The sequence below is a fragment of the Amycolatopsis sp. NPDC114505 genome (assembly GCF_055633615.1).
Window position 1 is genome coordinate 1,213,380 of record NZ_JBVKDV010000002.1, and the last position, 24,578, is coordinate 1,237,957.

At 71.5% G+C, this 24,578-nt stretch carries 23 protein-coding genes; 10 read left to right on the plus strand and 13 right to left on the minus strand.

Features of this window, described 5'->3' with window-relative positions; genetic code table 11:
* Positions 1-6: 6 nt before the first annotated feature.
* The 5 genes from ACZ7OU_RS23835 to ACZ7OU_RS23855 all read right to left on the minus strand — a co-directional run bounded on the left by ACZ7OU_RS23835 (position 7) and on the right by ACZ7OU_RS23855 (position 4,602).
* A complete protein-coding gene (locus ACZ7OU_RS23835; RefSeq protein WP_470237893.1) occupies positions 7-183 on the minus strand; it encodes a hypothetical protein in 177 nt (58 codons plus the stop codon).
* 209 nt (positions 184-392) lie between these two features.
* Positions 393-872: an Asp23/Gls24 family envelope stress response protein gene (locus ACZ7OU_RS23840; protein WP_470237892.1), complete on the minus strand. Its 480-nt coding sequence runs from the start codon at positions 870-872 to the stop codon at positions 393-395.
* A 114-nt stretch (positions 873-986) separates the two neighbouring features.
* Entirely contained in the window at positions 987-2,165 is a 1,179-nt protein-coding gene (locus ACZ7OU_RS23845) for a cytochrome P450 (RefSeq protein ID WP_470257648.1), read from the minus strand.
* Entirely contained in the window at positions 2,165-2,872 is a 708-nt protein-coding gene (locus tag ACZ7OU_RS23850; protein WP_470256735.1) for a thioesterase II family protein, read from the minus strand. Before ACZ7OU_RS23850 ends, ACZ7OU_RS23845 begins: the two co-directional genes overlap by 1 nt.
* On the minus strand, positions 2,869-4,602 hold the full coding sequence (locus tag ACZ7OU_RS23855; RefSeq protein ID WP_470256736.1) for a non-ribosomal peptide synthetase: 1,734 nt from the start codon (positions 4,600-4,602) through the stop codon (positions 2,869-2,871). Before ACZ7OU_RS23855 ends, ACZ7OU_RS23850 begins: the two co-directional genes overlap by 4 nt.
* Positions 4,603-4,949: 347 nt before the next feature.
* On the opposite strand from ACZ7OU_RS23855, the gene ACZ7OU_RS23860 reads away from it, so the two are divergent.
* Positions 4,950-5,729, plus strand: coding sequence for a class I SAM-dependent methyltransferase (locus tag ACZ7OU_RS23860; protein ID WP_470256737.1), 780 nt, complete (start codon positions 4,950-4,952; stop codon positions 5,727-5,729).
* Between the two features lie 10 nt (positions 5,730-5,739).
* On the opposite strand, the gene ACZ7OU_RS23865 is transcribed toward ACZ7OU_RS23860, so the two are convergent.
* On the minus strand, positions 5,740-6,552 hold the full coding sequence (locus ACZ7OU_RS23865) for an Fpg/Nei family DNA glycosylase (RefSeq protein ID WP_470256738.1): 813 nt from the start codon (positions 6,550-6,552) through the stop codon (positions 5,740-5,742).
* Between the two features lie 65 nt (positions 6,553-6,617).
* Positions 6,618-8,768: an outer membrane protein assembly factor BamB family protein gene (locus ACZ7OU_RS23870; RefSeq protein ID WP_470256739.1), complete on the minus strand. Its 2,151-nt coding sequence runs from the start codon at positions 8,766-8,768 to the stop codon at positions 6,618-6,620.
* 254 nt (positions 8,769-9,022) lie between these two features.
* On the opposite strand from ACZ7OU_RS23870, the gene ACZ7OU_RS23875 reads away from it, so the two are divergent.
* Genes ACZ7OU_RS23875 through ACZ7OU_RS23900 form a run of 6 tightly spaced genes read left to right on the plus strand, consistent with a single transcriptional unit; the run spans position 9,023 to position 13,581 of the window.
* The gene (locus ACZ7OU_RS23875; protein WP_364385643.1) at positions 9,023-9,166 is read left to right on the plus strand and encodes a hypothetical protein; all 144 of its coding nucleotides are present in this window, start codon (positions 9,023-9,025) and stop codon (positions 9,164-9,166) included.
* The gene (pqqC, locus tag ACZ7OU_RS23880) at positions 9,151-9,840 is read left to right on the plus strand and encodes a pyrroloquinoline-quinone synthase PqqC (RefSeq protein WP_470256740.1); all 690 of its coding nucleotides are present in this window, start codon (positions 9,151-9,153) and stop codon (positions 9,838-9,840) included. The genes ACZ7OU_RS23875 and pqqC overlap by 16 nt, the downstream gene beginning before the upstream one ends.
* The gene (gene pqqE, locus ACZ7OU_RS23885) at positions 9,837-11,222 is read left to right on the plus strand and encodes a pyrroloquinoline quinone biosynthesis protein PqqE (RefSeq protein WP_470256741.1); all 1,386 of its coding nucleotides are present in this window, start codon (positions 9,837-9,839) and stop codon (positions 11,220-11,222) included. The genes pqqC and pqqE overlap by 4 nt, the downstream gene beginning before the upstream one ends.
* Positions 11,219-12,079: a pyrroloquinoline quinone biosynthesis protein PqqB gene (gene pqqB / locus ACZ7OU_RS23890; protein WP_470256742.1), complete on the plus strand. Its 861-nt coding sequence runs from the start codon at positions 11,219-11,221 to the stop codon at positions 12,077-12,079. Before pqqE ends, pqqB begins: the two co-directional genes overlap by 4 nt.
* 59 nt (positions 12,080-12,138) lie before the next feature.
* Entirely contained in the window at positions 12,139-13,110 is a 972-nt protein-coding gene (locus ACZ7OU_RS23895; RefSeq protein WP_470256743.1) for a ThuA domain-containing protein, read from the plus strand.
* A gap of 12 nt (positions 13,111-13,122) precedes the next feature.
* Positions 13,123-13,581 carry a hypothetical protein gene (locus tag ACZ7OU_RS23900; protein WP_470237881.1) on the plus strand — a complete coding sequence of 153 codons (459 nt, stop codon included), beginning with the start codon at positions 13,123-13,125 and terminating at the stop codon, positions 13,579-13,581.
* A gap of 48 nt (positions 13,582-13,629) precedes the next feature.
* On the opposite strand, the gene ACZ7OU_RS23905 is transcribed toward ACZ7OU_RS23900, so the two are convergent.
* Genes ACZ7OU_RS23905 through ACZ7OU_RS23930 form a run of 6 tightly spaced genes read right to left on the minus strand, consistent with a single transcriptional unit; the run spans position 13,630 to position 21,555 of the window.
* A complete protein-coding gene (locus ACZ7OU_RS23905; protein ID WP_470256744.1) occupies positions 13,630-14,355 on the minus strand; it encodes an ABC transporter ATP-binding protein in 726 nt (241 codons plus the stop codon).
* Entirely contained in the window at positions 14,352-16,181 is a 1,830-nt protein-coding gene (locus ACZ7OU_RS23910; RefSeq protein ID WP_470256745.1) for a branched-chain amino acid ABC transporter ATP-binding protein/permease, read from the minus strand. The genes ACZ7OU_RS23905 and ACZ7OU_RS23910 overlap by 4 nt, the downstream gene beginning before the upstream one ends.
* Positions 16,178-17,047 (minus strand): branched-chain amino acid ABC transporter permease, encoded by an 870-nt coding sequence (locus tag ACZ7OU_RS23915; RefSeq protein ID WP_470256746.1) that lies wholly within the window; start codon positions 17,045-17,047, stop codon positions 16,178-16,180. Before ACZ7OU_RS23915 ends, ACZ7OU_RS23910 begins: the two co-directional genes overlap by 4 nt.
* Positions 17,048-17,106: 59 nt before the next feature.
* Positions 17,107-18,264 carry an ABC transporter substrate-binding protein gene (locus tag ACZ7OU_RS23920; RefSeq protein WP_470237877.1) on the minus strand — a complete coding sequence of 386 codons (1,158 nt, stop codon included), beginning with the start codon at positions 18,262-18,264 and terminating at the stop codon, positions 17,107-17,109.
* A 31-nt stretch (positions 18,265-18,295) separates the two neighbouring features.
* Positions 18,296-20,041, minus strand: coding sequence for a thiamine pyrophosphate-binding protein (locus tag ACZ7OU_RS23925; RefSeq protein ID WP_470256747.1), 1,746 nt, complete (start codon positions 20,039-20,041; stop codon positions 18,296-18,298).
* 35 nt (positions 20,042-20,076) lie between these two features.
* Entirely contained in the window at positions 20,077-21,555 is a 1,479-nt protein-coding gene (locus tag ACZ7OU_RS23930) for an aldehyde dehydrogenase family protein (RefSeq protein ID WP_470256748.1), read from the minus strand.
* A gap of 162 nt (positions 21,556-21,717) precedes the next feature.
* On the opposite strand from ACZ7OU_RS23930, the gene ACZ7OU_RS23935 reads away from it, so the two are divergent.
* The 3 genes from ACZ7OU_RS23935 to ACZ7OU_RS23945 are packed head-to-tail and all read left to right on the plus strand — an operon-like array spanning position 21,718 to position 24,578.
* Complete coding sequence (locus tag ACZ7OU_RS23935) at positions 21,718-22,503, plus strand: IclR family transcriptional regulator (RefSeq protein WP_470237874.1); 786 nt, start codon at positions 21,718-21,720, stop codon at positions 22,501-22,503.
* 37 nt (positions 22,504-22,540) lie between these two features.
* On the plus strand, positions 22,541-23,770 hold the full coding sequence (locus ACZ7OU_RS23940) for a CaiB/BaiF CoA transferase family protein (protein WP_470237873.1): 1,230 nt from the start codon (positions 22,541-22,543) through the stop codon (positions 23,768-23,770).
* Position 23,771: 1 nt separating this feature from the next.
* Positions 23,772-24,578, plus strand: coding sequence for a citryl-CoA lyase (locus tag ACZ7OU_RS23945; protein ID WP_470237872.1), 807 nt, complete (start codon positions 23,772-23,774; stop codon positions 24,576-24,578).

Here is a 24,578-nt window from a genome sequence, read left to right on the forward strand (position 1 = left end):
GGCGGGTCAGCCCCGATCGCGGCCGGACAGCGCCGAAAGGTCCAGTTTGCCGTCGAGGAAGCGGCCGACGAGCAGGCCCAGCGCGCCGAGCACGAGGACGAGCAGGAAGGCGCCGAAGCCGCCGAACGCGGCGGCCACGCCGAGGACGAGCCCGGTCAGCAGACCGAGGTGGGTGGTGCTCATGGTCTCTCCAAGCTGGGTCGGTGGAGCCGGCTCACGCGGTGGCCGGCGCGGATGTGGACGGGCGGGTCGAGCGCCCGGCGGCGGCTCGCGCGGCGTCGCCGGTGCCGGGGATCCGACGGTGGCGATCTCGCCGCGGTGCGGGCCCGCCACCTGGGGCGGCGCCGGCACGGCGGCGGCGAGCGGGTCGGCGTCGATCTCGACGCCTCAGGTCAGCGGACGCGGCCGGAGTCGGTCTGCTCGGCGGTGTCGTCGTCGCCGGGGATGTGGACGTCCGAGACGTTGATGTTGACCTCGACGACCTCGAGCCCGGTCGTCTGCTCGACCGCGGAGATGACGTTGCGGCGCACCGAGCCGGCCAGGTCGGCGATGGACACGCCGTATTCGACGAGGATCTGCAGGTCGATCGCGGCCTGGCGTTCGCCGACCTCGACCGCGACGCCCTGGCCGGCCGACGCGGTGGCGCCGGGGATGCGCTCGCGCAGGGCGTTGAAGGCGCGCGAGGCGCCGCCGCCGAGGGCGTGGACGCCGGGAACCTCGCGCGTGGCGATGCCGGCGACCTTCTGCACGACGACGTCGGCGATGGTGGTGGCGCCGTGGCTGGAGGACAGCGCGCCGCCCTCGGCCTTCGTGACCGTCGCGGCGGGCTGCGTCGTGGTCTTGACCGGGCTGGTGGTCGCGGTGTTCGTCATGACGTCTCCTCGGGTGGTGTCCTGTGTGGGCCGTGCAAGCCGCTTGCCTGCACACCTGAAGGACCCGGCCACCCGGGAAACGTCACGACCACGATCGTGTGGCGTGGATCTCGCTCAGACGGAGTGCAGGCGCACGGGCAGTTCGCGCACACCCCAGGTGAAGTTCGACGCTGTGTAGCGGGGCTCGCCCACGATGTCCACCGCGGTCACCCGGTTCAGCAGCTCCTCCAGGAACACCGTCAGTTCGAGCCGGGCCAGGCGCGCCCCCAGGCACTGGTGGCGGCCGCCGCCGAAGGCGAGGTGGCGGTTGGGCGTGCGGTCCACCCGGAAGCGGCCGGCGTCGCCGAACTCGGCGTCGTCGCGGTTGGCCGAGACGTTCCACAGGGTCACCCGGTCGCCCTCGGCGATGTCGACGCCGCCGATCGTGGTGGGCGCGGTCGCGGTGCGCAGCACGTGCACGCCGGGGGTGGTCCAGCGCAGGACCTCCTCGACCGCGTCCGGCAGCAGCGTGCGGTCGGCGCGCAGCGCGGCCCACTGGTCCGGGTGCTCGATGAGGGCGAGCACGGCGCCGGCCGCGGAGTAGCGCGTGGTCTCGTTGCCGCCCGCGAGGACACCGTTGCAGTTCACGACGATCTCGGTGTCGGTCAACGGCCGTTTCGTCCCGTCGGCCGTGGACCGCCGGTCGGCGGCGATGCGGCTGACGAAGTCGTCGCCCGGGTGGTCCCGGCGGTCGAGCACCAGTTCCGAGAAGTACAGGAAGATCTCCGCGTGCGCGGCGAGCCTGCTCTGTTCGTCCTCGCCCTCGAAGGCGTCGTTCATGGTGCCGCCGAGCCAGTCCCATTCTTCGCGCGGCACGCCCATCAGCGCGCAGACCACGCGAGTCGGCAGCCGGCGCGCGGTCTCGACGACGTCCACTTCGCCGGCGGCGAGGGCGTCGTCGAGCAGACCGCGCACCACCGTGCGCACGAGGTCCTCCGCGTGCGGGATCGCGGCGGGCGAGAAACCCTTGGCCAGCACCGTTTTCAGCTGCGCGTGGTCCGGCTGGTCGGAGACGATCAGCATCTGCCCGGTCACGGCGTCCACCGCGGTCGGGTTGGTGCCCAGCCGCATCCCGTGCCGGGAGCTGAACCCGGCGGCGTCGCGGTAGACCGACAGCACGTCGGCATAGCGTGTGACGACCCAGAAGCCGCCGTGTGCGTCGGGGTGCCGGCTCACCGGATCGTGCTCGCGCAGCCACGCGAAGTGCGGCCAGAACTCGGTACCGGCGAAGCTGAGGTCGTCGGTCAGGTCCATCAGCACAGCAGGCTCCCCAGTGCGGGCACGGTCTCGTCGGCGAGGTCGGTCAGGAAGGTGTGGCTGCCGGCGAAGGCCCGCCGGGTGGTGCCGGCGGTGCTGTAGCCCGACCAGCCGTCGAGCAGGTGCCCGGGCACGACGGTGTCGAGGTCGCCGGACCAGGCGTGGATCGGGCAGTCCAGCCGGAACCGCTCGGCGAGGACGTGGGTGTCGGCGAGCTTGTCGTCCCGCCGGAGCACGTCGAGCAGGAACTCCTGGCTGTCCTCATCGAGGTCACGGAGCTCGGGCGGGCCGGAGACGAACAGGTCGCGCAGGATCTGCTCGTCGATGACCAGGTGCTCGGCGGCCGACCGGTTGCCGGGGGGCTCGGTCGCGGCGAGCACCAGCGCGTCGGGACCGGTCGCCCGCGCGAGCTCATAGGCGAGCAGCCCGCCGAAGCTCTCACCGACGATGACGAGCGGCGCGCCGGCCCGGAGTTCGGCGAGGTCAGCGGCGACGGCGTCGACGGCTTCGGCGAAGGTCGCCGGGTGTTCTTCGGCGAACCGGTTCTCTCGCCCGGGAAGTTGGATGCCGACCACTGAGACGGCTAGTCCGAGGCGGGCTTGCCAGCCGCGGAAACGACTGCACCCGGCGCCCCCGGGCGGCGCGCAGACCAAGGTCGGGCGGCCGGCGGGGGATGGGTGCCACGGGATTACCCAGCCGCTCACGCGGGCACCTCCGCGAGCCGGTCCAGCTCCAAGGCCAGCGCCGCCGGATTGGGGTTGCCCAGCAGCAGCGGAATCGACGCCCGCAACCCCGTCCGCTTGCGCAGCGCCGCGACCATCCGGGCGGCGAGCAGCGAGTGCCCGCCTAGCTCGAAGAAGTCGGCCGCCACGTCGGACACCGGCTGGTCCAGCACCTCCGCGAAAACCGCGCATACCTCGATTTCGCGGTCAGTCTCCGGCGCCCGGCCCGTGGGCCGCGCCGCGTCGGCGGCCAGGGCCAGCGCCTCCCGATCGACCTTGCCGCGGTCGTTGTACGGCAACGCGGGTACGAAGTCCACTGTGGACGGCAGCATGTGCTCCGGCAGGAACGTCCGGCAGTGCTCGCGGACGAGCAGGGCGCCGGCGACCGGGTCGTGCCCGTCGGCCAGTACCGCGGCGACGCCGAGGGTGCCGCCCGCCGTGCGCACGAATGCCGTCACCGCGAGCACCGCCGGCAGCTGCTCCACCACCCGCTCGACCTCGCCGAGCTCGATCCGGAACCCGCGGACCTTCACCTGGGTGTCGAGCCGGCCGAGGAACTCGAGCTGGCCGTCCGGGCGTTCGAGGACCTCGTCGCCGGTGCGGAACAGCCGCTCGCCGTCGACGGTGACGAACCGGTGTGCCGTCAGCTCCGGGTCGCCGCGGTAGCCCCTGGCGAGCGCGGTTCCGCCGAGGCACAGCTCACCGCGTGTGACCGGCCGTAAGTCGGCGTCGAGCACCCGGGCCTTATAGCCCGGCAGGGGACGCCCGATGGTCGTGACGTCGTCGCCGCGGGCGCTGTCGGCGCAGGTCGCCGCGATCGTGGCCTCCGTGGGGCCGTAGACGTTCAGCACGCGGTGCCGGGCCAGCAGCACCTCGAGCAGCCCGCGCGGGCAGCGTTCCCCGGCGACCACCACGACCTCGGCCCCGGCGAGCGCGTCGGCGCAGGAGGCCAGCAGCGACGGGGTGAGGCTGGCCGTGCGCGGCGCGACCGCGGCGATCCGGCCGGCCAGGTCGACGTGCTCGCCGTCGTCGGCGAGGTCGAGGATCGCCGTGCCGATCCCGTTGAGCAGGTGCAGCAGCACGCACCAGAGCCAGCCGTCGAACGCGGGCGAAAGCGGGTTGATCCCCAAGCCGCCCGGTCCGATGTGGAGGGTGCTCATGGCGCCCAGCGCCGTTTCCAGCCCCGCGTAGGTGACCTCGACGCCCTTCGGCCGTCCCGCGCTGCCCGAAGTGTGGATGAGGTAGGCGATCTCACTCGTGGCTGCGGCGAACCGCCCGCCGCGGGCACTCTCCGGGTCGACCACGGGCAGGTCGGCCGGCGCGCCCGGAGGCCGCTGTCCCAGGATCAGCGTCACGCCGGAGTCGTCGAGCACCTCGGCGATCCGGGCGGCCGGGTGCCGCTCGTCCAGCGGTACCGCCGTCGCGCCGAGGCGCCACACGGCGAGCAGGCTCGCCACGGCCAGCCGCGACCGGCCGGTGGTCAGCGCGACGGCGGTGCCCGGCCCCGCCCCGGCGGCCGCCAGCGCTCCGGCGATCGCCGTCGTCCGCTCGGCCAGGCCGGCGAAGTCGAGCGCGCCGTCCGGTGCGGAGCAGGCGGTGGCCGCCGGGCGGTCGGCCGCCCACCGCTCGACCGCCTCCTCCAGCAACCCGATGCCCCTGCTCCGGGCGGCGTTCACCGGCAACGCGAGATCCGTCATCGTGCTGGAATCCATTCTTTCGGACGCGACAATGAAAAGGCGGCTGAACGCTGGAGAAGCTACGGCGAGATCGCGGCCGGGGCAATACTGCGCCAAGGTGATCAATCCCGGTGTGCGACCGTTCGTGGCAGAGTGGGATAAGCCGATCAGCGTAAGTCTGTGGATTCCCGTGATTCCGGCATGCTTTCCCTTCCCAGGTCCGATGTGGATGGTGTAGTGACCGGCCGTCCGGTGACGCACGTCACGGCCGCGCCTTTTGTTCGGGCACAGCGAGAAAAAGCGATTTTGCCCCTGTCGGACGCGGCCCGGTGAGCCGTACGATGCGGCGTCGCCCGATCTGATCGAATGAGGGAAAACACCGGATGCCAGAGACCATCGGCTGGAACAACTTCGTCGACACCCAGGCGCGGGCCGAGTACCGGCGGCTCCGACTGCTCGAGGAGAGCTTCGACCCGTTCAGCTTCCGGCAGCTCGACGGTATCGGGGTGCGGCCGGGGTGGCAGTGCCTGGAAGTCGGCGCCGGGGCGGGTTCGGTGGCGACCAGGATGGCCGAGCTGGCCGGCCCGGAGAACGTGGTGGCGACGGACCTCAGCCACGCGTTCCTCGGCCCGCTCGCCGACCTCGGGGTGACGGTGCTGCACCACGACGTCACCACCGACGACGCGCCGGGGGAGTTCGACGTCATCCACACCCGGTTCGTGCTGGAGCACCTGCCCGAGCGCGAGGACGTGATCAAGCGGCTGGCTTCCTGGCTCAAACCCGGTGGGTGGCTGCTCATCGAAATCGGCACCACGCTGCCCGAGCTGTCCGCGTACCCGGCGACCCGCCGCACGATGACGGCGCTCGCGCGGGTCATGGCGGACCGGGTCGGCACCGACCCGCGGTGGGGCCACACCTTCCCGGTCCCGCTGGAAGCGGCGGGTCTGGCGGACTGCACCGCGGAGGGCGTGGTCCTGCCGGCGCGGGGCGGGCGGCCGCTGGCGGGCTGGCTCAAGAACACGACGAAGCTCGTCGAGGAGCACGCGCTCGCCACCGGCCTGGTCACCCGGGAGGTGCTCGACGAGGCGTACGAGCTGTACGAGACGCCGTCCTTTGTGGACTACAGCTGGATGACCGTCGGGGCGCGCGGCCGCCGGAGCTGAGGGCCCCGGATCAGGCGGCGCCGCCCCACTGCTGCTCGGCGTCGCACCACCAGGTGGTGCGACCGCCGACCTTCCCCCGCACCATCGGCGCGTGGTCGCGCGGGCACCGCGCACCGGGCTTGCGGAACGGGATGACGTCGAGCGTGTGCACGCCGCCGTGCTTCAGCGCGGCGGACACCGCACCGCGCGTGGCACGCAGGAGCCGCTCGACGTCGTCCCTACCGAGGTCGTCCACCGGACGGGCGGGGTGGACCCGGGCCCGCCACAGGATTTCGTCGGCGAGCAGGTTGCCGACGCCGGCGATGGAGCTCTGGTCCAGCAGCCGGGCCTTGACCGCCGTCGTCCCCTTGGTGATGACCGCGCGGAACTCGGCGGGCTTGATGGTCGCGGCGTCCGGACCGAGCTCGTCCAGCGCGGGATCGAGCACGATCCGGCCGAGCCGGCGGGGGTCGACCAGCAGCAGGCGGCCCCCGTCTTCGAACGTCAGGGCGAAGCGCGACCACCGGTAGTCGCCGGGCGCGCGCCGGCCTTCCCAGTAGTCGCCGCCGTCGACCTCGGAGCCGTCCGGGTCCGCCACCACGATCTTCCCGGACATGCCCAGGTGGACGCCGAGCACGGGCCCGCCGTCGGTCTCGCACCCCATCGACTTGCCCCGGCGCCGGGCGGCGACGAGCCGCCGCCCGACGAGCGCGTCGCGGATCTGCCCGGGCCGGTGCGGCCGGCAGACGTAGCCGTCGGAGTCGTCGACGCCGGTGATCAGCCGGCCCAGCGCCGCGCGCTCGATCACCGAGCGGGCGAACTCGACCTCGGGCAGCTCAGGCACGGAATGGCCCCTCTCCGCTCAGTCAGAGAACGGACGTTCTCTGACTGAGCACCAGCCTACGCCGGCTAGGTCACCACGATCTTGCCGGTGTTCTGCGGGAAGATCGGGTCGTTGTAGAAGAACTCGCCCTTCTGCGTGAAGGTGTGCTTGAAGGACTGGCCCGGCATCAGCGTGCCGCTGTCGAACTCGTACTCGAAGAACGAGACCGCGCCGTGGGCGAACGCGTTGCCCTGGGGGTTGACGAACGTGATCTCCGTGCCCGCCGGGACCGTCAGGTTCTGCGGGGACATCGCCGTCTGCGCCACCGTGTTCTCGGTCGCGCCGGGCGCACCCGCGGTGGCGTCCCAGACGCGGCCGAGCGTCACCGTGTACTTCGCGGCCGCCGCGGTCACCGCGGCCGTGCGGATCTGGTTGCGCTTCGACGGGGGAACCGGCGTCGCGGCCGGGGCCACCTTGCCGCCGAGCTTGAACGCCCAGAGGTGGTCGCCCTTGGGGATGTCGGGGTAGGGGAGGCCGTTGCCGCCGGCGAAGACCGCCAGGTACTGGTCGCCGTCGATCTCGTAGCTGATCGGGCTCGTGTGGACGCCCGCGCCGCACTGGAAGCGCCACAGCTCGCGGCCGTCGACGTCGTTCATCGCCAGGAGGTTGCCGTCCGGGCCACCCTGGAACATCACGCCGCCGTCGGTGGTCAGGATGCCGTTGCCGTGGGCCAGGGACCACTCGCTGTCCTTGCTCCACACCAGCTTGTTCGTGCGCGGGTCGACCGCGGCGATCCCGCCCGCGAAGTACTCGCCGTACGGGCGGGCGGTGTTGACGCGGCCGCCGGTCGTGTTGGAATAGGCGGAGTTGACGAGGCCGTAGCCGACGTAGACCCAGCCGGTGGTGGGGTTGAACGAGACGTGGGCCCAGTCGGCGCCACCGCCGGCGCCGGGGAAGATGATCGTCGCACGGTCCCAGTGCGTCGCGAACAGGCCGCCGGTGGGGTAGAACGGCACCGGTCGCGTCGAGTTGTCCAGCCGGGGCTCCTGCGGGACGAACGCGTCACCGGCCGGGAAGGGCTGCGTCGGCGCCGTCTTGTGCCGCGGGTCCTGCGGCACCGGGCGCTCGGTCACGCCCTGGACCGGCTTCCCGTTCGTGCGGTCGAGGATGTAGTACATGCCGACCTTGCTGCCGTAGACGACGACCTTGCGCAGCCTGCCGTCGATGCGCAGGTCGATCAGGACCGGCGCCATGACGTTGTCGTAGTCCCAGATGTCGTGGTGCACCGACTGGAAGTGCCAGCGCCGCTTGCCGGTCTTCGCGTCGATCGCGACGATCGTGTTGGCGAAGAGGTTGTCACCGCCGCGGGTCGAGCCGTTGGTGCGCGGGTAGGGATTGCCGAAGGTCCAGTAGACGAGCCCCAGTTCGGGGTCGACCGCGGGGTGGATCCACGGCACGGCGCCGCCGGTCTTCCAGGACTCGCCTTCCCACGTGTCGTGGCCGAACTCGCCCGGGCCGGGGACGGCCCAGAAGGTCCAGGCGATCTTGCCGGTGGCGGCGTCGAGGGCGTACGCCCGGCCGCGGGCGCCGGCGGTGCTGCCCTGCATGCCCACGTAGATGAGCCCGTCGGAGTAGACGACCGCGCCGGCGAGGCTGCCGATGCTGCCGCCGCACTGGCCGTTCGCCGGATCGCACGGCTCGGGTGTGCCCTGCGAAGCGTCCTCGGTCAGCAGCTGGGTCTTCCAGGCGACGGCGCCGGTCTTCTGGTCGAGTGCGTAGAGGATGTTGGCGCCCGAGGTCGAGAACACCTTGCCCTGGCCGAGGGCCACCCCGCGCATGTTGGTGGTTTCGGTGCCGAGGTTGGTCTTCCAGCGCACCGCGCCGGTCCGGCCGTCGACGGCGAACACGTTCTGCTGGGTGGTCTGGACGTAGAGGACGCCGTTCTGGGCGACGATCGTGCTCTGCTGCGCGCGGGAGGTGTCCCCGCCTTCGAGGTTGACGTGCCAGGCGCCGCCGAGGCGGGTGACGTTCTGCCGGGTGATCTGGTGCAGCGGCGTGTGGTTCTGGTTGCCGAGGTCGCCTCCCACCTTGGTGAAGTCCCGTCCCGGCTTGCCGAAGGCGTCGGGCTGGCGCGGGGTGTCCGCCGTCGACGGCGCCGCGACCGCGGGCGTGGCGGCGAGCACGGTCCCGGCCACGGCGGCCCCGGTCGCGCCGGTCAGGAATTTGCGTCGATCCATCGGTTGGGCCTCTCTTCGTTGAGGAAAGCGCGCTGCCACGAGATGGTCTGAGTGAGCACGAGGTCCGTCTAGTGGTACTATCGGACCGCTCGACGGTCGAGTCTAGAACTGTCGCGTGCGCCGGACAAGGGGATTCGCCTCTTGTTCGGCGCGCCGTCGCCGGGGTACTGTCGCGGAACGCCAGGCGGACCGAAAGGACCGCTGGGTGGACCTAGGGGCATCGTCGCCCCGCCGTACCGAAAAGGAGTCCCGGTATGTCCGCAGTTCTGGAAACCGTTGTGGCGCAGGGCGAAGGCGGGGTCCTTCCCCAGTGGTCGGATCCGGTGGTCGAGTGCTACGAGACCCGCCCGGAGGTCACCGCGTACGCCGGCGAGAGCGAGCCGTGGCGGGCCCGCTGAGCCGGGCGGAGCTGACCGACGCCCTGCTCCGCCTCGAAAAGCGCTACTGGGCTCACCACCCGTTCCACCTCCGGCTGCACGAAGGCCGGTGCACCCCGGCGGACCTGCGCCGCTGGGTGGCCAACCGCTGGTACTACCAGAAGTGCCTGGCGCGGAAGAACGCCGCGATCATCGCGGCCTGCCCGCTGCCGGAGGTGCGCCGCGCGTGGGTCGACCGGATCGTCTTCCACGACGGCGCGAACGCCGGCGAGGGCGGCATGGAACAGTGGCTGGGCCTGGCGGAAGCGGTCGGGCTGAGCCGGGCGGAGGTCCTGGACGAGCGGCACGTCCTGCCCGGGGTGCGGTTCGCCGTCGACGGGTACCTGCACTTCTGCCGCACGAAGCCGTGGATCGAGAGCGTCGCGGCGGCGCTGACCGAGGTGTTCTCGCCGGGGCACATGACCGACCGCGTCACCGCGTGGCGCGAGCACTACGACTGGATCCGGCCGGCGGGGTTCGCCTACTTCGAACGCCGGATCCCCGCGGCGCGGGAGGACAGCGCGCTCACCCTGCGCCTCGTGCTCGACCACTGCGTCACCGCGGAACAGCAGGACGCCGCCGTCCGTGCGCTGTCCTTCAAGTGTGACGTGCTGTGGGCGGTGCTCGACGCGGTGGACTACGCGGGGGCCTCATGAGCGTGACCGCCGAGAGCAAGCCGGGCCTGCGCCGCGGCGTGCGGCTGGAGTTCGACGCCGTCCGCGGCCGCACGGCGCTGCTCTTCCCCGAAGGGGTGCTGCTGCTCAACGAAACCGCGGCGGCCGTGGTGTCCCGGTGCGACACCCGGCGCTCGGTGGCGGACATCGTCGACGACCTCGCCGCCGAGTACGCGGGCGTCGAGGCCGGCTCGGTGCTCCGGACGCTGGCCGGCCTCGAAGACCGCGGGCTGGTGGGGGAGACGCCGGACGCGCGGCCGGCCCGGATGCCGACGTCGCGGCCGGGAACTGTTGTACCGCAACGAACACCGGTGCCGCTCGGCCTGCTCGCCGAGCTGACCTACCGGTGCCCGCTGCAGTGCACCTACTGCGCGAACCCGCTCGACCTCGCCGGCTACCGGGACGAACTGGACACCGCCGCGTGGCTCGACGTGTTCGCCCAGGCCCGTTCCCTCGGCGTGCTGCAGCTCCACCTGTCGGGCGGCGAGCCGGGCCTGCGCCGCGACCTGGCCGACCTGGTCGCGGCGGCGAACCGGCTCGGCCTGTACACGAACCTCGTCACCAGCGGGATCTCGTTGACCGAGAAGAGGATCGCCGGGCTCGCCGACGCCGGTCTCGATCACTTCCAGCTGTCCCTTCAGGACGCCGAAGCGGCGCCGGCGGACCGGGTGGCCGGGCGGGCGGCGCACGACCGCAAGCTCGTCGTCGCCGGGGCGGTCCGCGCCGCCGGGCTCCCGCTGACCATCAACGTGGTGCTGCACCGGGCCAACGCCGGTCACATCCCGGCGATCGCCGCGCTGGCCGAACGTCTGGGCGCGGACCGGCTCGAACTCGCCCACACGCAGTTCTACGGCTGGGCGCTGCGCAACCGCGCCGCGCTCATACCCACGCGCGACCAGGTCGACCAGGCCGCCCGGGACGTCGCCGCGGTCCGGGAGCGGTACGCCTTCGAGGTCGTGCACGTCGCGGCCGACTACTACGACCCGCGTCCCAAGCCGTGCAACTACGGCTGGGGCGCCCGGCAGCTGAGCGTCACCCCCAACGGTCACGTCCTGCCCTGCCTGGCCGCGGAAACGCTGCCCGGACTGGAAGTCCCTTCCGTGCGCACGGATCCGCTCGCGGCGATCTGGTACGAGTCCCCGGCGTTCCGGAAGTTCCGCGGCACCGAGTGGCTGCCTTCGCCTTGCAGTGGCTGTGCGCTCAAGGAAATCGACTTCGGCGGCTGCCGGTGCCAGGCCTACCAGCTGACCGGCGACGCGACCGTGACCGACCCCGTCTGCGACCTGTCGGAGCACCACGACCTCGTGCTGGCCGGGCTCGCGAACCTCACGCCGGAACCCGCCGTCCCCCGGCGGATGCGATGAAGATCCGCATCCTCGGGACCGCGGCCGGCGGCGGCTCTCCACAATGGAACTGCGGCTGTACGGAGTGTGAGGCGGCCCGCGACGCCGGCCGGTCGCGAACCCAAGACGGCCTGGCGGTCAGCGGGGACGGCCGCGCGTGGTACCTCGTCAACGCCTCCCCGGACCTGCGCGCGCAGCTGCTGGCGACCCCCGAGCTGCGCCCGCCCGCCGGTACGCGGGACACCCCCGTGCGCGGGGTTCTGTTCACCAGCGCCGAACTGGACCACACCCTCGGTCTGCTCGGCCTGCGCGAGGCCGGCGAGCTCGACGTCTACGCCACCGCGTGGGTGCACGAGGCGCTGACGACGGCGTTCCCGCTGCACGCCGTCCTGTCCGGGTACACCCGGGTGCGCCGGCACGACGTCCGCGACGGCGAGCCGATCGAGCTGGCCGGCGGCCTGCGGGTCACGGCGACCGTGCTGAGTGCCAAGCGGCCTCGGTACGCGAGTGGGCTGGGCCCGGGCGACGCGGTGTGCGCGTACCGGTTCGACGCGGGCGGCCGCTCCTTCACCTACGCACCCGGCCTCGCCGCGTGGAGCCCGGAGTTCGAGCGGGCGATCGACGGCGCCGACGTCGTCGCGGTCGACGGCACGTTCTTCACCGAAGACGAGATGGGCCCGGCGCGTCCGGCGTCGGGCATGGGACACCTCGCCGTGCGCGAGCAGCTCCCGCTGATCCACGCCCGCCCGCGCACGCGGTTCCTGTTCACCCACCTCAACAACACCAACCCGCTCCTCCGGCCGGACGCGCCGGAGCGGGCCGAAGTCACCGCCGCGGGCGCGTCGGTGGCCGCCGACGGCCGGTTGCTCGAGCTGTAACCGCTCGCCTCCCCATGGACGCCGTGGCACCGCCGTGCCCGGAGAAAGGTCGGAACACCATGAAGAAGAGATCGACGACGTTGCTGACGATGGTCGGGAGCGCGGTGACCGCGGCGCTGACCACGGCCGCCCTGATCGGGATGCCCGCGTCGGCCCACGACGGGAAGAACCAGCAGGGCGCCCAGGCACTCGGCGACCCCGACTACGGCGTGTGCCGCGGCCTCGACTCGCGCTGCTACCACAACTGGGGCAACTTCGACCTCACCAAGGGCGTCCGGGTCCTCGTCTACTCGCGCACGGCGGGCCCGCGCCACGCGAACCTGGGGCCGGCGCTCGGGCCGGGGCTGAACCCGCCGCTGACCGCGGCGAACGTCGCGCAGAACGGGCTGATCGAGCTCGGCAAGAAGAGCGGATTCGGCGTCGACTGGACCGAGGACGTCACCCAGCTCGCGAGCCCGAGCACGCTGTTCAAGTACAACGCCGTGATCTTCATGAGCACGACCCGCGACGCACTGGACGACTCGGCCCAGACGTCGCTGCGGCAGTACATCCGGGGCGGCGGCGGGTTCGTCGGCATCCACAACGCGTTCGGCACCGAGTACAACTGGCCGTGGTACGAGGGCCTCCTGGGCGGCGCGAACTACTACGACCACGGTCCGGCGCAGGCCGGCGTGGTGCAGACGGTGGACCGTAACGACGTGTCGACGAAGGGCCTGCCGAACCGCTGGGCGTTCACCGACGAGTGGTACAACCTGGTCCCGTTCCCGAGCGACGTGCGGGTCCTGGCCAAAGTCGACGAGTCGACACTCGCCAAGGGCGTGAAGGGTTCGATGGGCCACCCGGGCCACGGCGACGACCACCCGGTGGCATGGTGCCAGTACTACGACGGCGGCCGGTCATGGGTGACCACGCTCGGCCACGAGAGCTGGGCGTTCACCAACACGACGACAGCGGACGGCGCGGCGTACTTCCAGACGCTGATCGCGAACGGCATCAAGTCCGCCGCGGGGGCGGCACCGTTCTGCCGCTGATCCTGCGCACAGATGAGCCCGGCCGGGAGATCCCCGGCCGGGCTCATCGCGTTGACAGGGCACTTCACGAAAGCGCTCATGGCCGCGACCGGCCTGACCTCAGTGGCCGCACCGAGCGCGGCCGCCGCGGACGCGACGCGGGTCTACCTGGAGGGGACCGACATGACGACCTGGTTCGACGGGACGGTCAGCTTCACCAACCGGTCGGCGAGCGTCGTCGGAGAGCTCCGAGTGGGAACGTTCAGCTGCCTCCGGCTGTACGGAGCGACCTACACCGCGAGTGGGAAACGGCTCGACTACCGCAGTACCAGTCTGCATTGCGATGACCACACTTGGCCGAGTATCCCGCTCAGCGCCGACGTCGTGGGCGGTGCCGCGAGCGTCGGTGTCTGGATCGCCGACTCCACCGGCAAGTACCTGGACGGGTGCACCATCGAGCGCGGTGACCTGCCGAGGTGCCTCCACGGATAGCGAAACGCCCGGCCGTGGCTTCCACGGCCGGGCGCTTCCGAGCAAGCCCTAGAGCCCGAGGTAGATCTGCCGGACCAGCGGATCGTGCGCCAAATCCGCGGAACTCCCCGTCATCGCGATCCGCCCGTTCTCCATCACCACGCACGTCTCGGTCGCCTCGAACGTCAGCTTCGCGTTCTGCTCCACCAGCAACAACCCCAGCCCCGACGCGGACAGCCGCTGCAGCGTGCCGAGGATCTCCTCGACCAGCTTGGGGGACAGGCCCATCGACGGCTCGTCCAGCAGCACCAGCCGGGGCTCGGACATCAGGGCCCGTCCGATGGCCAGCATCTGCTGCTGACCGCCCGACAGCGCTCCGGCCAGGCGGTGCTGCATCTCGCCCAGTACCGGGAACATCTCGTAGATCTCCCGCAGCTTCTCCTGCGTCGCGCCCTTCCACGAGCGCAGGTACGCGCCGAGCAGCAGGTTCTTCTCCACCGTCAGGCCGGTGAACACGTGCCGGCCCTCCGGTACGTACCCGATGCCGTGGCGGACGATGTCCTTCGGCTTCACCTTGGTCAGGTCGCGGTCGCCGAGGCGGAGGGTGCCTACCTTGTGGGGCACCAGCCCCATCAGCGCCTTCAACGTCGACGTCTTGCCCGCGCCGTTGGCCCCGATGATGCCCAGGCAACGGCCCGCGCCGACCGTGAACGACACCGAGTTGACCGCCTGGACCCCGCCGTAGTGGACGGCGAGGTCCTCGACGACCAGATCGCCTTGTGCCGAGGGGTTCACGGCAACGCCTCCGTCTCGACTGCTTCCACGACCTCGGCCGTGCTGAACGAGTCACCGAGGTAGGCCTCGATCACCTCGGGCCGGACCGCGACCTCCGCCGGGGTGCCCTCGGCGATCACCCGGCCGCTCGCCAGCACCGTGACGCGGTCGCACAACGACATGACCAGACCCATGTTGTGCTCGATCAGCACCACCGTCACGCCACTGTCGCGAATGGACCGCACGATCTCCTGCAGCTGCCCGACCTCCTGGCCGTTGAGCCCGGCCGCCGGCTCGTCCAGCAGCAGCAAGCTCGGCTCCGCCGCCATCGCCCGTGCCAGTTCCACGCGTCGCTGTATGCCGTACGGGAGCGAGCGAGGGGCCGCGTCCGCGAAGGCCGTCAGGCCGAACCGCTCCAGCAGCTCCGTCGCGGCCCGGCGCAACCGGCGTTCCTGACGCCAGATGCCGACCGGCCACACCACGTACCGCCACGCCGCGCGCATCGGCGTCCGGTCGAGCGCCACCAGGAGGTTCTCCTCGACCGTCATCTCCCCGAACAGGCGCAGGTTCTGGAACGTCCGCGACATCCCCTGGTGCGAGAGCTGGTGCGGCCGCCGCCCGACGAGCGGCCGTCCGCCGAAGCTCGCGGTGCCGCCGCTCGCCGTGTAGATCCCGCTGATCACGTTGAACAGCGTCGTCTTCCCGGAGCCGTTGGGCCCGACGATGCCGCGGATCTCACCCGGCTCGACCGACAGCGTCACGCCGTCCAGGGCCCGCAGGCCGCGGAACTGCTTGCTGATGCCGGAGATCTCGAGCGAGCCCGATCCGGCCGGCGCCGACGCCGGTTCGTACGGGCGGAACGCGGTGAGCGCGCCCGCCTCCCGGTGCCGCCGGCGCTGGATCGCCGCCCGGACCCGCCGGGGGAGACCGGCCAGGCCGGTGGGGGCGAACACGACCATCAGCACCACGACCGAGCCGTAGCCCAGCTGCGCGTAGACGGAGAAGTCGACCAGCGCCTCCCGCACCAGCGCGAGCGCGATCGCGCCGATGACGCAGCCGATGATGCTCTGCCTGCCGCCGATGATGACCATCGCCAGCAGCAGGAACATGTTGGCCACGCTGAAGGACTCGGGCGCGATGTAGTGGATCAGCCCGGCGTAGAGGATCCCGGCCGCTCCGCCGTAGACGCTCGCGGTGAGGAACGCCGTCATCCGCAGCAACGGCACCGGGGCACCGACCGCACCCGCGGCCAGCGAGTCGTCGCGCATCGCCCGCAGCCGGCGGCCGAGCGCGGTGCGGACGAGGAAGAGCGCGAACCCGATGGCGAGCGCGAAGACGATCAGCTCGAAGTAGTAGTACAGGTACTCGTTGGTCAGGTCGATGCCGAACAGCGGCGGCGCCGGGATCCCGTTGATGCCGGACGCGCCGCCGGCGACCTGGGCGTTGGTGACCCAGTTGGTGAACGCCAGCGCGAGGCCGAGGGTCACGATGCCGAGGTAGTGCGACTGGACTCGCAGGGCCGGGACGCCGACGAAGAGGCCCGCCAGTGCGGTGGCGAGCATCGCGAGCACGGCCGAGACCCAGAAGCCGAGCCCCGAGTTCGTCGTGAAGATCGCCAGCGCGTACGAGCCGATGCCGAAGAACGCCACCTGGGCCAGGTTGATCTGCCCGGCCACGCCGAGCGCGAGACCCAGGCCGACGGCCAGCAGCGCGAAGACCACGGCGATGTTGACGACGTGGATGCCGTAGGTGTCCAGGCCGTAGGGCAGGAACCAGGCGGCGACGGCGATCGCGGCGGCCGCGATCACCTTGACCGCGGCCGGTCTGGTGCGCGGGAAGGAGCTCATGCCCGGTTCACCGTCCGTTCGCCGAAGAACCCGGTCGGGCGGATCATGATGATGACCGTGAACGCGAGGAACACCACCAGGTCCGAATAGCCCTGGAACTGACCCGACGCGTAGGAGTCGAGCACGCCGATGGCGAGCCCGCCCGCGATCGCGCCGCCGATGTTGCCGAAGCCGCCGAGGATGGCCGCGGCGAACCCCTTGATGCCCAGCGTGCCGCCGAGGGTGGGACTGACGTACAGCAGCGGCCCGACCAGCCCGCCGGCGAGCGCGGCCAGTCCCGCGCCGATCGCGAACGCGATGGCGTTGCTGCGCCCGACGTGGATGCCGACGGCCGTCGCGGCTTCGTGGTCCATCGCGACGGCCTGCATCGCGGCCCCGCGCTTGGTGCGCTGCAGGAACAGCAGGAGCAGCACCGTGGCGACGGCGGCGATGCCGAGCACCACGAGGTTGTAGGTGCGCACGCGGACGCCGAACAGGTCCAGCGGACCGGAGTCCACCGGCGTCGGGACCGCGTGCCCGGTCGCGCCCCAGATGATCGTGGCCAGCGACTCGAGCACCACGCCGAAGCCGATGGTCCCGATCAGCATGAGGTCGAAGTCCTTGTTCTCCAACGGCCGCAGCACCCGCTCCATGACCAGCGCGATGAGCCCGGTGACCACCATCGCGACGACGATCGCGAGGATGAACGGGAGCCGTGAGGACATGTAGAACGTCGAGGCCGCGTAAGCGCCCACCATGACCACCTGTCCGTGGGCGAAGTTCACCAGGCCCATGGTGCGGTACACGATCGAGAAGCCCATCGCGACGAGGGCGTAGACGGCGCCGAAACTCAGCCCGCCGACGAGGGTCTGGAGCAGAACTTGCATTGAGGGGTCCTTTCCCCGGCAGGGGGCCGCGCTCGACGGCGCGGCCCCCCGAGGGCGGGTCAGCTGGCGGGAGCCGCGATGAGCTTGCCGCCGGTGATGACACCGATCGACGTGGCGTGGATACCGACCCCGGTCTGGTCGAACGTGAAGTTCCCGAGCAGCCCGGCGTACTTCGTGCCGCGGATGGCGTCGGCCAGCTGCTGGCCGGTGGCGCCGTTCGACGTCTTCAGCGCGGTCAGGAAGATGCTGGTGCCGTCGAAGCTCTTGGCGCCGTGCAGCTCCGCGTCCTCGTTGTACGCGGCCTTGTAGGCCTGGGCGAACTGACGGGCCGCGTCGCTGCTCTCGTTGCTCAGGTACGGGCTGCTCACGACGGTGCCTTCGGCGTTGCTCGCGCCGGCCGTGCTCAGGTACACCGTCGTGCCCATCGGGGCGGCGCCGGCGATCGTCGCGGTGATGCCGAGCTCACGCGCCTGCTTGACGATCAGCCCCGCCTCGACCTCCTCCGTCCCGACGAACAGCACCTGCGGGTTCTTCTGCCGGATGGAGGTCAGCGCGGCGCTGAAGTCCTTCTGGTCGGTGGTGACGACCTGGTCGTCGACCGGCGTGACCCCGCGCCCGGCCAGCGCCTTGCCGAACGCGTCGTGTTCGCCCTTGCCGTAGGAGCCGTTGTTGGTGATGAACGCGATGGTCTTCTGGCCCTTCTGGTCGACCAGGTACTTCGCGAGCGTCTCGTCGTAGGTCGTGCTGGTCGGCCCGTTGAGGAACTGGAACGGGCTCTTGACCGCGATGATCGACGGCGACTGCCCGGAGGTGATGCTGGGGATCTTCGCCTGCTGCAGGACCGGCGCCATCGCCACGGTGACCGCGCTCTCGGCGGTGCCGATCATCGCGATGTAGCCCTCGCTGGCGATCTTGCGCGCCAGGTTCGTGCCGACCGTCGGGTCGCCGGCGTCGTCGAACACGTCGAGCTGGATCTTGCGGCCGTTCACCCCGCCCTTCGCGTTCCACTGCTCGACCGCCAGCTTCGCGCCCTTGTACTCCCACGCGCCCAGCGAGCTGAGCTGGCCGCTCTGCGCGTCGACCACCGCGATCTTGATCGGGCCGCTGCTGTCCGATGTGGACGGCGTCGAGCCGCCGGGTGCGCTGCAGGCGGTCGCGGCTCCCGCGGCGAGCAGGGTCAGCGCGGCCAGCAGACGTCTGGTTCCGGGTCGGTTCATCGGGGACACTCCATTGTGTGCGGTTGCGGGGTCATTCGAAGACGCCTTGGTAGATGTCGGTGATGTTCCAGTGCCCCGGGGTCGGCACCGGTTCGTTGACCATGGGGACGTCGAGCACGGCCGGGCGCCGGTTCGCGATCGCCTCGCGCAGTGCGGCGGCGAGGTCCTCCGGGCGGTCGACGGGGTAGCCGTCGGCGCCGCAGGCCCGGCCGAAAGCCGCGAAGTCCGGGGAAGAGGGGTTGCCGTCGCGGTCGCGGAACTCGCAGCCGAAGCTCCGGCCGAAGTTGTGGGCCTGCAGGTCCGCGATGGTGCCGTGCGCCTTGTTGTTCATCACCACGAACAGCACGGGCAGGCCCCGCTCGACGGCCAGGGGCACGGCGGGCAGCTGCGAGCTCATCCCGCCGTCGCCGACGAGCGCGACGACGACGCGGTCCGGCCAGGCCAGCTGCACGCCGACCGCGGCGGCCGGGCCGAAGCCCATCGTCGACGCGCCCCCGGGCGTGATGAACCGGCCCTCTTCGGGCAGTTCGTAGCACTGCGCGACGCCGTTCTTGTTCCAGCCGACGTCGGTGACGAGCACGGCGTTCGCGGGGAGCGTCGTGCGCAGGTCCTCCAGGATCCGTTCGGGGCGAAGGGGAAAGTCGTCGCTGCGGCCGCGCTCCTGGCTCGCCGCGAAGAGGTCCGAGCGCACCGTGCCGATCTGCTCGCGGATGTCGGTGCGCTCGACGGGTTCGGCCACGAGGCTCTTGACGGCGGCCGTGATGGCCGGCACGGCGTGGTTCACGTCGGCGACCGCGCCGATCTCGACGGGGTAGTTGCGGCCGATCTCCGCGGCGTCGAGGTCGATCTGGATCAGCCGGCCCGGCGGGAACGCCCAGGTGTACTCGGAGTTCCACGAGCTGGCGTCGGTTTCGGCGAAGCGGGTCGCGAGGGCGAGGACGACGTCGGCCTTGCGGGTGTACTCGTTGGTCAGCTCGAGGCCCCAGAACCCGGTCATGCCCATCACGAGGGGGTGGCGGTCGGGCAGGGTGCCCTTGGCCATCAGGGAGTGCGCCACCGGGATGTCGAGGTGCTCGACCAGGTCGAGCAGCGCGGCGCGGCCCTCGGGCGAGCGCAGGCCGCCGCCGAGGTAGACGAGCGGGCGTTCGGCGCCGGCCAGCACCTCCGCGATCCGGCGGGCGTCCGCGTCGGACAGCGCGGGCTTCGCCGTGTGCGCCACGAGCGGGTACTCGGCGAGCGGGACTTCGCGCGAGAAGTGGTCCATCGGGACGTTGAGCAGCACGGCGCCGGGACGGCCGGACGTCGCGGTCCAGAAGGCGCGCTCGGTGAACCGGGCGAGGTCTTCGGCGCGGTGCACGTGCCAGGCCCGCTTGACGAAGGGCCGGTAGATGGCCGTCTGGTCGGCGTCGGCGTGCAGGTTGACTTCCTGGTGCGGGCCCCGGCCGTGGTAGTAGGACGGGATGTCGCCGGAGATCGCGATCAGCGGCACCGAGTCCAGCGCCGCGGTGGCCACGCCGGTGACCGCGTTCATCATCCCGGGCCCGACGTGCACCAGCAGCACGCCGGGCTTGCCCGACGCCCGGGCGTAGCCGTCGGCGGCGTGGGCCGCGGCCTGCTCGTGGCGGGCCATCACGAACTCGATGCCGCTGCGGCCCAGCGCGTCCAGCAGCGCGATGTTCGTGTGCCCGCACAGGCCGAAGACGTACTCGACGCCGTAGGACTCCAGCTGGCGGACGAGCGCGTCGGCGGCGGTGATGGTCGGGGCGGGGTCGCTCATCGAAGTCGAACTCCTCGGTCGCTCGGCGGTTTCGGTCACTGCTCGCCCCAGATGGACAGGTCGCGCAGCACGAGGGTCTTGACGACGGTGTAGTCGTCGATCATGGGAGCGGGGGACTCGCGGCCGAAGCCGGAGTCCTTGACCCCGCCGAAGGGCACGTGGTCCAGCCGGAAGTTCGACGAGCCGTTGACGATCAGGCCGCCGACCTGCAGCTCCCGCCAGGCGGTGAAGACCGTGCCGATGTCCCGGGTGAAGATGCCGGCCTGCAGGCCGAACCGGCTGGTGTTGCACGACGCGATGACGGTGTCGAGGTCGTCGAAGGGCAGCACGGCGACCAGTGCGCCGAAGACCTCCTCGACGACGACCGTCGCGTCCGGCGCGGGGTCGGCGACGATCGTGGGCAGCAGTGTCGCGCCGTCCCGGCTGCCGCCCAGCAGCACCCGCGCGCCACCGGCCGCCGCCTCGGCGGTCCACTTTTCGACGCGGGCCGCGGCCTCTTCGTCGACCATCGAGCCGATGTCGGTGGCCGGGTCGAGCGGATCGCCGACCCGCAGGCCCTCGACCTCGGTGCGGAAGGCGGCGAGGAAGTCCTCGAAGCGGCTGCGGTGCACGTAGACCCGCTGGACGGAGATGCAGCTCTGGCCGGAGTTGCTGTAGCCGGTGCGCGCGCAGGTCCGCGCCGCGAGGGCGAGGTCGGCGTCCGCGCACACCAGCGTCGCGGCGTTGCCGCCGAGTTCGAGCACCAGCCGTTTCGCCCCGGCGGCCCGGGCGACCGCGTTGCCGGTCTCCGCGCTGCCGGTGAAGCTGATGACCGCGACCTCGCGAGCCGCGCACAGGGCGGCGCCGACGTCACCGCCGCCGTGCAGCAGCTGCACCGCTTCCGGCGGCATGCCCGCTTCCAGCAGGAGAGCGACGACGGCGGCGGTCGTGGCCGGCGCCTGGGGCGGGGCCTTGACGAGCGTGGTGTTGCCGGCGGCGAAGGAGGCGCCGAGCTTGTGAGCGAGCAGGTTCGCCGGCGCGTTGAACGGGGTGATCGCGAGCGCCACGCCGGCCGGCGCGCGGTAGGTCAGCGCGGTGTTGCCGACCCCGCGTTCCCAGCCCGCGACCGGCAGGTTCTCCCCGCCGATGCGGCGGGTTTCGGCGGCGCAGACGGCGAAGGTGTCGGCGACGCGGTCGAGCTCGCCCCGGCCGTCCTTGAGCGGCTTCCCGAGCTCGAGCGCGATCAGCCGGGCGATGTCGTCCCGGTGGTCTCCGGCGAGCCGGGACGCGCGGTCGAGGATCGCCGCGCGGGTGGCCGGAGCCAGACGGGCGACGGCGGGGGCGGAAGCGGCGGCGTACGCGACCGCGCGGGCCACCTGGCCCTCGTCCGCGGTGAACGACGTCGTGACGACTTTTCGCTGGTGGGGGCCGATGCGCTCGGCCGGTGAACCCTCGCGGGACCACTGGCCGGCGACGAACGCGGCGGCCTCGATCGGGGTATCGGATTTCGCGGCTTCGAGGATCTGCTCCAGCACCGCCACACTCCCTTGTGAACCATCAAACGGCACATCTGGACCGCTCTGCGGACTCCGTGTAACGTACGGTCAGCCGCCTGTCGGTGGCAAGAGCGGGATCTGAAACTGTTGCGAACTGGTCCACCGGCCGGGGACCCGCAACGCGACGAAGGGTGTGCAGTGATGAAGGCTGACGGAGCCGAGGAGCGCGACGGCTCATCCGGCGAAGGAGGCGTGCGGAGTGTCCAGCGTGCGCTGGACATCCTCGGGCTGCTGACCGACGAACGGCCCACCGTCACGATCTCCGACATCGTGAAGGCGACGGGTCTCGCGAAGACGACGGCGATCCGGCTGGCGCAGACCCTGGAGCTGAACGGCCTGCTGTGGTCGACCAGCAAGGGCTACATGGCGGGGCCGGGACTCTGGCGGTGGGCGCACCTCGCGCGGCAGACCTGGGAGCTGCCGGCCGAGATGAAGCAGCTCATGCGCGAGCTCGGGGATCGCCAGCGGGAGACGGTGAACCTGTACGTCATCCGCGACATGTACCGGGTTTGCGTGGCCCAGCAGGAAAGTTCGCAGCCGCTGCGGCACGTGGTGCGGGTGGGTGACGAGCTGCCGCTGTGGGGTGGCGCTTCGTCGAAAGTCTTGCTCCGCGAGGCTTCTCCTGCTTTGCTGAAGCGGATCGCACGCAGTTCCCCTTACGGTGCGGACCATGCGGAAAGCCTCCGAAAAGGACTGACCGAAGCGGCCGAACAGGGGTTCGCGGTGAGTCACGGCGAACGCGAGGCCGGACTGTCGGCCGTGGCGGTTCCCGTGCTCGGCAAGAACGGTTCCGTCGCCGCCGCGTTGTCGCTGAGCGGCCCCACCGTCCGCTTCTCCGAAGACCGGATCGCCGAGTTCGTCGCCGATCTCACCGAGTCCGCTTCGCGGATGAGCGAGCGGGGCTTCGACCATCCGTTCGCCGGCTGACCCCGGCGGCGCTCGTCGTCTGGTGCAAGGAGAGGGAATGACGCAAAGACCGCTTCGCGGTATCCGGGTGCTCGACCTGACCAACGTCCTCGCGGGACCGTACTGCAGCTACCAGCTCATGCTGTTCGGCGCCGAGGTGGTCAAGGTCGAGCTGCCGGGTTCGGGTGACCTCGCCCGGAACCTGGGACCGGACGCGGTCCTGAACCGCGCCGGGATCGGGACGTCGTTCCTGGCACAGAACGCCGGCAAGAAGTCGATCGAGCTCGATCTCAAGGACGCCGGGCAGCGGGAGTTGTTCCAGGACCTGGTCCGCGGCGCGGACGTCGTCCTCGAGAACTACCGGGCGGGTGTGCTCGACCGCCTCGGTTTCGGCTGGAAACACTTGCGGGAGCTCAACTCCGGGCTGGTGTACTGCGCCATCTCGGGGTTCGGCCAAAGTGGACCGATGAGCCAGGCCCCGGCCTACGACCAGATCATCCAGGGCCTGTCGGGCATGATGAGCGTGACCGGGACCCCCGAAACCGCGCCGCTGCGCGTGGGTTTCCCGGTCTCGGACACCGTCGGCGGGCTGATGGCCGCCCTCGCCATCTCGGCGGCGCTGGTCGGCCGGGACCGCACGGGCGAAGGCAGCTTCCTGGACCTGTCGATGCTAGAAGCGTCCATTTCGGCCATGGGCTGGGCGGTGTCGAACTACGTGATCAGCGGCGTCGCGCCGGTGCCGATGGGCCGCGACAACGCCACGGCGGCGCCGTCGGGCACGTTCTTCGCCGCGGACGGGCCGCTGAACATCGCGGCGAACCGGCAGGAGCAGTTCGTCACCCTGTGCACGCTGGTGGGGCGGCCCGACCTCGTCACGGACTCCCGGTTCGCCGACCGGGAGGATCGCAAGGCACACCGGGCGGTCCTCGACGCCGAGCTGAACCAGGCCCTCGGCGCGCGGCCCGCCCTCGAATGGGAGCGGCTGCTCTCCGACGCGGGCGTCCCGGCGGCCCGGATCCTCACGGTCCCGCAGGCCCTCGACTCCGACCAGCTCACCCACCGCGGCTTCTTCACCGAACTGCCGTTCCCCGGCCAGGCCGAGCGCACGTTGCGCGCCAGCGGCAACGGCGTCCTGCTCGACGGGGAGCCGCTGCGGCCGGGCACGCGGCCGCCGCTGCTCGGGGAGCACAACGACCAAGCCGTCGAGCTGGCCCGCCGCTGGAACGCCGAAACGCCGCTTCCCCGGCCGGCGCCGGAACCGTCGCTCGCGCCCGTGGACAAGGACTGAGATGGCCGAGGAAGCAACCGCCGCCGACGTCGCGGACTGGTGGGCGAACGCGATCTGCCGGATGGAACCCGGCGTGGTCGAGCTGCGCGGGACGCCCGTGCAGGACTTGATCGGCTCGCACGGCTTCGTCGCCACGATCTGGTTGATGGTGCGGGGAACCAGCCCCGATCCGCGGGAGGCGGCCCTGCTCGAAGCGGCGATGGTCGCGTCGGTCGACCACGGCCCGCAGGCGCCGTCGATCGCGATCGCCCGGATGACCGCGACGTGCGGGGTCGGTCTCAACAACGCGATGGCGTCCGGGGTGAACGCGCTGGGCGACTCCCACGGCGGCGCCGGTCAGCAGTGCGTGGAACTGCTGACGGCGATCGTCGAGCGTGAGGCGGCCGGCGATTCGCTGGAGGTCGCGACCGTGGCCGTCGTGGCGGAGTTCCGGGAGCACAGCCGTTACCTGCCCGGCTTCGGCCACCGGTTCCACCCGCGCGACCCGCGTCGCGACCCGTTGCTGGGGCTGGTGGAGGAAGCCGTCGCCGACGGGGTCGTCGAAGGGAGGTACCTGCGTGCCGCACTCGCGGTCGAAGCGTTGCTGAACAGGGGACGCGCCAAGCCGGTGCCGATGAACATCGACGGCGCCACCGCGGTGATCTACGCCGAGCTGGGCTTCCCGGCACCGCTCGCGCGCGGGTTGTTCGTGCTGAGCCGCAGCGTCGGAATCCTGGCCCACGCTTGGGAAGAGACGACGCAGGGCCGGCGCAACAAGGGGCCGATGCCGACGTCGATCCTGCCGACGGTGCTCGCCGCCGGACCGTGA

Coding starts and splice junctions, on each gene's coding strand:
- ACZ7OU_RS23875 (WP_364385643.1), top strand. CDS start 9,023: ATGTCCGCAGTTCTGGAAACCGTTGTGGCGCAGGGCGAAGGCGGGGTC.
- ACZ7OU_RS23910 (WP_470256745.1), bottom strand. CDS start 16,181: ATGAGCTCCTTCCCGCGCACCAGACCGGCCGCGGTCAAGGTGATCGCG.
- pqqE (WP_470256741.1), top strand. CDS start 9,837: ATGAGCGTGACCGCCGAGAGCAAGCCGGGCCTGCGCCGCGGCGTGCGG.
- ACZ7OU_RS23915 (WP_470256746.1), bottom strand. CDS start 17,047: ATGCAAGTTCTGCTCCAGACCCTCGTCGGCGGGCTGAGTTTCGGCGCC.
- ACZ7OU_RS23895 (WP_470256743.1), top strand. CDS start 12,139: ATGAAGAAGAGATCGACGACGTTGCTGACGATGGTCGGGAGCGCGGTG.
- ACZ7OU_RS23900 (WP_470237881.1), top strand. CDS start 13,123: ATGAGCCCGGCCGGGAGATCCCCGGCCGGGCTCATCGCGTTGACAGGG.
- ACZ7OU_RS23925 (WP_470256747.1), bottom strand. CDS start 20,041: ATGAGCGACCCCGCCCCGACCATCACCGCCGCCGACGCGCTCGTCCGC.
- ACZ7OU_RS23945 (WP_470237872.1), top strand. CDS start 23,772: ATGGCCGAGGAAGCAACCGCCGCCGACGTCGCGGACTGGTGGGCGAAC.
- pqqB (WP_470256742.1), top strand. CDS start 11,219: ATGAAGATCCGCATCCTCGGGACCGCGGCCGGCGGCGGCTCTCCACAA.
- ACZ7OU_RS23860 (WP_470256737.1), top strand. CDS start 4,950: ATGCCAGAGACCATCGGCTGGAACAACTTCGTCGACACCCAGGCGCGG.
- ACZ7OU_RS23845 (WP_470257648.1), bottom strand. CDS start 2,165: ATGGACCTGACCGACGACCTCAGCTTCGCCGGTACCGAGTTCTGGCCG.
- ACZ7OU_RS23840 (WP_470237892.1), bottom strand. CDS start 872: ATGACGAACACCGCGACCACCAGCCCGGTCAAGACCACGACGCAGCCC.
- ACZ7OU_RS23835 (WP_470237893.1), bottom strand. CDS start 183: ATGAGCACCACCCACCTCGGTCTGCTGACCGGGCTCGTCCTCGGCGTG.
- ACZ7OU_RS23920 (WP_470237877.1), bottom strand. CDS start 18,264: ATGAACCGACCCGGAACCAGACGTCTGCTGGCCGCGCTGACCCTGCTC.
- ACZ7OU_RS23940 (WP_470237873.1), top strand. CDS start 22,541: ATGACGCAAAGACCGCTTCGCGGTATCCGGGTGCTCGACCTGACCAAC.
- ACZ7OU_RS23935 (WP_470237874.1), top strand. CDS start 21,718: ATGAAGGCTGACGGAGCCGAGGAGCGCGACGGCTCATCCGGCGAAGGA.
- ACZ7OU_RS23870 (WP_470256739.1), bottom strand. CDS start 8,768: ATGGATCGACGCAAATTCCTGACCGGCGCGACCGGGGCCGCCGTGGCC.
- ACZ7OU_RS23855 (WP_470256736.1), bottom strand. CDS start 4,602: ATGGATTCCAGCACGATGACGGATCTCGCGTTGCCGGTGAACGCCGCC.